At 66.5% G+C, this 4,358-nt stretch carries 3 protein-coding genes; 1 reads left to right on the forward strand and 2 read right to left on the reverse strand.

Annotation, left to right across the window (positions count from 1 at the left end):
* Positions 1-143: 143 nt before the first annotated feature.
* Positions 144-1,376: an SAM-dependent methyltransferase gene (locus UK23_RS13330; RefSeq protein WP_045311796.1), complete on the reverse strand. Its 1,233-nt coding sequence runs from the start codon at positions 1,374-1,376 to the stop codon at positions 144-146.
* On the reverse strand, positions 1,377-2,627 hold the full coding sequence (locus UK23_RS13335; protein WP_082114623.1) for an FAD-binding oxidoreductase: 1,251 nt from the start codon (positions 2,625-2,627) through the stop codon (positions 1,377-1,379).
* A 170-nt stretch (positions 2,628-2,797) separates the two neighbouring features.
* Between UK23_RS13335 and UK23_RS13340 the strand changes: the two genes are divergently transcribed.
* Entirely contained in the window at positions 2,798-4,333 is a 1,536-nt protein-coding gene (locus UK23_RS13340) for an acyl-CoA dehydrogenase family protein (protein WP_045311798.1), read from the forward strand.
* Positions 4,334-4,358 lie beyond the last annotated feature (25 nt).

The following is a 4,358-nucleotide window of genomic DNA, read 5'->3' on the forward strand; positions in this document are numbered from 1 at the left end:
CTCATACTGGACGTACGGGGGCGGTGCCACGAGCCGTTCATGGCCGCGGCGGCGATCAGCCCCGCGGCCACGGCCGTTGTCCCGACGCTGCCGAAGATCACTCCTTCGATCTGTCGAAGATCACCTTTCAGGTTTGCCGAAGATCAGGACAGCCAGTCCGGGCGCAACGGCATGTGCGAGACAGTGCCGTCCAGCTTCACCCCGAGCACCTGGTGCAGCTGGATGTTGTTGCGGTCGAACCCGAGCCGCGACGCCGCCAGGTACAGCCGCCACACCCGCGCCCGAGCCTCGCCGACCTCCTCCACTGCCTCGTCCCAGTGCGCGTCGAGGTTGCGGCTCCACGCGGCGAGGGTCAGCGAGTAGTGCTCGCGGATGTTCTCCTCGTGCCGCACCTCGAACCCGGTGTCGTGCATCAACGACACGATGTGACCGGGCCCGACCAGCTCACCGTCCGGGAACACGTACCGGTTGATGAACGGGCCGGACAACGCCTTCTCCTTGTTGTTCGGCCGGGTGATGCAGTGGTTCAGCAGCCGGCCGCCGGGCTTCAGCTTCCCGTACAGCGCCTTGAAGTACGCGGGGAGCTGCGCCTTGCCGATGTGCTCGGTCAGGCCGATGGACGACACCGCGTCGAACCCGGTCTCCCGCACGTCGCGGTAGTCGAGATGGCGTACCTCGGCGAGGTCCGACAACCCGGCCTCGACAATGGCCTTCTGCGCCCACTCGGCCTGGTTGCGCGACAAAGTCACCCCGATGGCACGCACCCCGTACTCGCGAGCCGCGTGCATGACCATGCCGCCCCAGCCGCAGCCGACGTCCAGCAGCTTCATGCCGGGCCGAAGACCGAGCTTGCGCGCCACGAGATCGTGCTTGGCGAACTGGGCGTCCTCCAAAGTGGACTCCAACGACGGGTACACCGCGCAGGTGTAGGCCATCGACGGACCGAGGATCCACTCGTAGAACTGGTTCGACACGTCGTAGTGGTGGGCGATGGCGGCCTGGTCGCGTGCCTTGGAGTGACGCAGGCCGTGCAGCCGGGTCTCCTGCGGCGGCGGGGCCACCTTGTGCGACAGGCGAATCCGGCCCAGGAAGCGCAGCAGCTCCACGCGTTGGAGCCACGGGAGCTCGCGCAGGGAGAACTCGGAGAGCTGGGAGAGGCCGGCGTGCACGTCGCCGAGGATCTCCAAGTGACCTGTCACGTAGGCACGGGCCAGGCCGAGCTCACCCGGTGCGGAAGCCAGGTAGGACAAGGCTTCCGGCGTTTTGATGTCGATGGACACCGAGGCCGCGTCCGGCCCGGCGGTACTGCCGTCGTAGGCCTGGAAGCGAACGTCGCTGCCACCTGTGATGCGCTGGAAAATGGAGGCCAACCGCATTCATCGTCCCCTGACACACTTGGCGTACAGATCCGGCAAGCGGTTCGTCTGGTCGTACCGGTCCTTCACGGACCGGTAGTGCGAACCGTTGTAGTGCCGCCAGAACTCGTCCTCCTCGTAGTAGGAGTCCGAGTACAGCGACTTGTGCCCGCCCAGCCGCGCCACCTCGCGCTCGATCAGCCGGTTGCGGTCACCCATCTTCTCCCCCGGCCGCACCGGGACCTCCGACCAGAACCCGACGTTGACGTACAACGTGTCCTTGTCCATCGGGTACAGCGGCCAGCCCGTGGTGTCGCGCAGGCGAACCGGGCACAGCCACACCGGCGCGATGCCGATCTCGCGGTCGAAGAAGTCCAGGAAGTCGGCCAGCGCGCCGACCGGGATCTCGACGTCCTGGATCACCGGTTCGACGTCGACCCGCGGCCGTAACTGCCGATGCTTGGCCACGAGCTTGCGATACACGTCCGAACGCAGGTAGCGCTTCGGCCACAACCGCCGCACCACCGGGTTCTGCGCACCGAACGCACGCGAGCACCAGAACCAGTCGGTGTCCCAGCGCCACAGGTAGTCGTGGATCGTCAGGTGGTCCGTGCGGCGCTTCTGGATGGACTTGTAGTAGATCTGGTTGCCGGTGTAGTCCGACGTGTACGGCGCGATGTCGGCGTAGTGCCCCAACGTCAGGTACATCTCGTTGCGCGAGAACACCGTGCCGTCGACGAAGTCCGCCGAACCGTCCGAACACACCTCCTCGATCACGGCCGCGCATTCGGCGAAAGAGCCGAACGGCACGTGCCGCAGCCGGACGTACTGGCGCACCGGTTCCAGCTCGATCTCCAGCCGCAGCGCGTAACCCAGCGTCCCGTAGGAGTTGGGGAACGCGCGGAACAGGTCGTCGTCCGGTTTGGCGATCACGACCTCGCCGTCACCGGTCAGGATCTCCAGCTCGCGCACCGACTCGTGCGGCAGCCCGTTGCGGAAGGACGTGGACTCGATGCCCAGTCCCGCCACCGCGCCACCGATCGTGATCGTCTTGAGCTGCGGCACGACCAGCGGCATCAGGCCGTGGCGCAGCGTTGCGGCGACGAGATTCTCGTAGGTCGTCATGCCCTGCACCTGCGCGGTGCGTCCGACCGGGTCCACCGCCAGCACCCGGTCGAACCTGCCGACGTCCAACCCGCCCGACTGCTCGGCGCGGAACCGGAACAGGTTCGACGTCTTCTTCGCGAGCCGCACCGGCGCACCTTCGCGCATCGCGGCGTACTGCGCGGTCAACGCAGCAACGGCCGTGCTGTGCCCATGGTCACTCACCAGAACGACGTTATTCCTCGTCAGCGCCGTTGGCACGCCCAAAAGCCCGAATGGGCCAGCGATCTTTCGTCGCACCCTGCCGAAAGTTACTTACCAGTAGTAGCGTGCGAGGCATGGCTACGCACGAGGTGACCAACCAGGTTCCGCCGCTGAGCGGTCACGACGTCGCGGCCGATCCGGCGCTGCTGAGCTGGGTCGACGACGCCGAACTGCACTCGTTGGGCAGGCTCGCCGGCAGCGAGGAGTGGCAGGAGCGAGGACGCCTCGCGAACACGTATCCGCCGGTCCTGCGCACGCACGACCGGTACGGGAACCGGATCGACGAGGTCGAGTTCCACCCTGCGTGGCACGACCTGATGAACGTGGCTGTTTCGCACGGATTGCACGCCTATGTCGACGGTGCCCATGTGGAGCGTGCCGCCAAGTTCTACGTGTGGTCTCAGGTCGAGGCCGGCCACGGCTGTCCGATTTCGATGACTTATGCGGCAGTGCCCGCTTTGCGCGTGGCACCGGAACTCGCCGAAATCTACGAACCGCTTCTCACCATTCGGGACTACGACTTCGGTCTCAAGGCTCCGCTCACCAAGCGCGGCCTGATCGCCGGCATGTCCATGACCGAGAAGCAGGGCGGCTCGGACGTCCGTGCGAACACGACAATCGCCCAGCCCGTCGACGACGGATATGTGTTGACCGGGCACAAATGGTTCACGTCGGCGCCGATGTCCGACGTGTTCCTCACGTTGGCGCAGGCACCCGGCGGCCTCACCTGTTTCCTGGTGCCGCGGGTGCTGCCGGACGGCACCCGCAACCGGTTCTTCCTGCAACGGCTGAAGGACAAGCTGGGCAACAAGTCCAACGCGTCCGCCGAGATCGAGTACGACCAGGCGTTCGCCCACCGCATCGGTGACGAGGGCCGCGGCGTGCGGACGATCATCGAGATGGTCAACACGACCAGGCTGGACTGCGTGCTCGGAAGCGCTGCCGGCATGCGCGCCGGGCTCCGGCAGGCTGCGCACCACGCCGCGCACCGCAAGGCGTTCGGCAAGTACCTGATCGACCAGCCGGCGATGCGGAACGTGCTGGCAGACCTGGCCGTGGAGTCCGAGGCGGCCACGACGGCGGCGATGTGGCTGGCGCAGCACCGGCCGCGGCTCGGGCTCGCGGTCACCAAGTACTGGGTGTGCAAGCGCGGGCCGGCGCACGCGGCCGAGGCGCTGGAGTGCTTGGGCGGCAACGGTTACATCGAGGACAGCGGAATGCCTCGACTGTTCCGCGAGTCACCGCTGATGTCGATCTGGGAGGGCTCCGGCAACGTCGCCGCGTTGGACGTGCTGCGGGCCATGAAGAAGGAACCCGAGTCGGTGCAGGAGTTCCTCAGCGTTGTCAGCGGTGTCGACCCGCGCATCGACAAGGCGTTGAACGAGCTGGGCACGGCTTTGTCCGATGTGGACGAGTCGCAGGCGCGCCGGGTCGTGGAAAAGATGGCGCTGATCCTGCAGGGTGCCTTGCTGGTCAAGCACGGACACCCTGCAGTCGCAGACGCGTTCCTGACCTCACGCTTGGCCGGCGACTGGGGCCACGCCTTCGGCACACTCCCCAAGTCCACCGACTTCGCCGCGATCATCGACCGCGCGGTCCCCAAGCTCTGACTTTCGATGAAGGGAACCTTCATCC

The sequence above is a fragment of the Lentzea aerocolonigenes genome, assembly GCF_000955955.1.
In the GTDB taxonomy this organism is placed as follows: Bacteria; Actinomycetota; Actinomycetes; order Mycobacteriales; family Pseudonocardiaceae; genus Lentzea; species Lentzea aerocolonigenes_A.

Excerpts from the sequence above, each read along its gene's own strand:
- UK23_RS13340 (WP_045311798.1), top strand. The coding sequence starts at position 2,798 with ATGGCTACGCACGAGGTGACCAACCAGGTTCCGCCGCTGAGCGGTCAC.
- UK23_RS13330 (WP_045311796.1), bottom strand. The coding sequence starts at position 1,376 with ATGCGGTTGGCCTCCATTTTCCAGCGCATCACAGGTGGCAGCGACGTT.
- UK23_RS13335 (WP_082114623.1), bottom strand. The coding sequence starts at position 2,627 with ATGCGCGAAGGTGCGCCGGTGCGGCTCGCGAAGAAGACGTCGAACCTG.